Source organism: Asprobacillus argus (assembly GCF_032248395.1).
In the GTDB taxonomy this organism is placed as follows: domain Bacteria; phylum Bacteroidota; class Bacteroidia; order Flavobacteriales; family Flavobacteriaceae; genus Polaribacter; species Polaribacter argus.
Genome location: NZ_JAVTTO010000010.1, coordinates 1 through 2,313 on the forward strand (window position 1 = coordinate 1; position 2,313 = coordinate 2,313).

Sequence of the window (2,313 nt, forward strand, 5' to 3'; positions counted from 1 at the left end):
GCTAACATCTCTGCATCTTTAAGTGCATGTAGATCAAACACTTCTGTTCCTGTTGTAGAACAAGATAGGATGTTGGTAATTGCATTTGACTTGGGTTGGGGTACAACCACTAAATCCATGGTTAATGCGGAATTATTACAATTCGCATCTAAATTATTTTCCACACGTATGTAGACTGTTTGCGTAAAAGCTGTTGTATTTTGATAATTGATAGTTTTATCGATCACATCAGTAGTACTACTTGTTTGAGCACCTAGAAGTGTGGTATGATAGGTTACGGTGTAATCAGCTGGATCAAGCGTTCCAAGGATCTCTGTATCCTTAGTATTGAGTAAAAATGTATCATTTGTAAAACCATCAATATCTGTTCCTACTGAAGCGTTATCACAAGCAATATAATCCGATGGAGCTGTAGGTGTAGGTTCACCAATCACTTGTATTGTAAAACTATTATCAGCTACACAATTTGTACTGGTTCTATTTACTACTCTTGCATAAATGGTTTCTATTGCATTCGTATTCGTATAATTCGTAGGATCAGGAATTATGGCAGTGTAAGCACTATCTGTAAAGTACTGTACTTCAAAATCTGCAGGGTCTTGACCATTGAGAATTTCCGTATCCTTATCTCTAAAATTAAAATTGACGACCAGATCTCCATCTGTATCGCATTCTAATATGTTGGCAATGGTCGGATTAATGGTAGCACCATCAACAAATTCTACTAAAATATCATCACTTTCTGCACAACCCGTTCCGTTAGGAATCTCGCAAGTATAAACCCCATTTCCTAAATTGGCTAAATATGTTTGATCAGTTTCTCCAAGAATCTCTACACCATCTTTATACCATTTATAAGTTGGAGCTGTAACGTTAGCTGTTAATAATTGACTAGTTGCTCCACAGACTGCATTATTGGATGCAATACTAAAGTCATCTCCCAAATCTAATCCTAGATTAAAACTCCCGCTTTCTAAAAAAACAGCAGAGTCATATTCTGAATCAACCGAATCTGCAATTACCAATTTAATAGTATATTCTGTATTAGGAGTAACGCTTGCTGTTGCCGTCAATACTACTGTCCTTCCATTGTAATTAGTATCTCCGACATTATAACCTTCAAAATATTCTTCATTCTGTGCTCCACAGGTGCCAGGAATATCTGGACGTACGTTCACGACGCTAATAGGCGTTGTTGTTCCAGGAATTAGGGCAATATTTTCGTATGTACCAGATGCTGCTGGTTTTAATAAGAAGGCAAAACTATCTGCGAAGCTACAAGGAAATGTTTGTGCATATTCTTCTGAAGCCATGATATATCGAAAACTAATCTGGTCAGAAGATGTAGTAAAATTGAACTGAAATGATGTAGTATTTCCAAAATCACCACCACCTGTACTTGCTATTAAATCTGCATCTGTGGTATTCCCATTAGAATTCTCGCTTAGCGGGTTTTCCCTAGGAATAACTACATTTCCCGCTTGGTAAGCTCTACCGGAAGTTAGGATAATCCCTTCTGCAAAAGGAAAACTACTTCCTGCTGGTCTCCTAAAATAACCATAGCTTTTACCTTCTCTATCGGTTGGGTCATTTGCTGTTTCCACCACTGCAGAAACATTGGATACGTTGGCGTTGGCACAAGCACCACTTACCAAAACATTTCGTATTAATTGTTCAGGAGTGAAAGTGGACTCTGTAACTCCCATTGGATTTACTTCTAATAATTGAGCGTTTATCGTGGCACAAAGAAAAAAAAGAGGTAGAAAAAATTTCATTTTTGAGAAATGAAACGAAAATAATTTAGCGGTAGTAGTTTTGTTCATAGTTAGTAGTTGTACTTAATATTGATCATCCCTCTAGAAAATTCATCATCATCGTATACTATATAACCGTTTTACGGCCTTTTTCCCTATGGTAAATTGTTTGATATTCACATCACAGGAATGCGAATATATCTATTAAAAACAAAAAGCATCTAAATAGATAGATGCTTTTTTTATGTTATATCATTTTTTTATTTTCTAAGCAGTGAGAAGTTACCTTTTCTTTCTCTGATAGCCCCTTGAGGATCTACGAGTTTAATAGCGAACCAATAGTCATCAGAAGGCAGTCTATTTCCACCATATTCACCGCTCCATCCTTGAGAGTCTATAGGTATGTTTGCTACGACCTTTCCAAACCTGTTGAAGATGTATATAGAACTTTCAGGGAAGAAGGTAGAATTGGCTCCTTTGACGATCCAAGTATCATTGATACCATCATTGTTAGGAGTAAAGAACTTAGGGAACTCTACTACAGATACTAATAGAGATA

General features: G+C 36.6%; 2 protein-coding genes. Both read right to left on the reverse strand.

Features of this window, described 5'->3' with window-relative positions; all coding sequences use genetic code 11:
• Window positions 1–1,775 (reverse strand): choice-of-anchor L domain-containing protein (locus tag RQM59_RS14360; protein WP_349242812.1); only part of this gene is annotated, 1,775 nt, incomplete at its 3' end.
• A 239-nt stretch (window positions 1,776–2,014) separates the two neighbouring features.
• On the reverse strand, window positions 2,015–2,313 hold a 299-nt coding region (locus RQM59_RS14365), incomplete at its 5' end, for a T9SS type B sorting domain-containing protein (protein ID WP_349242813.1).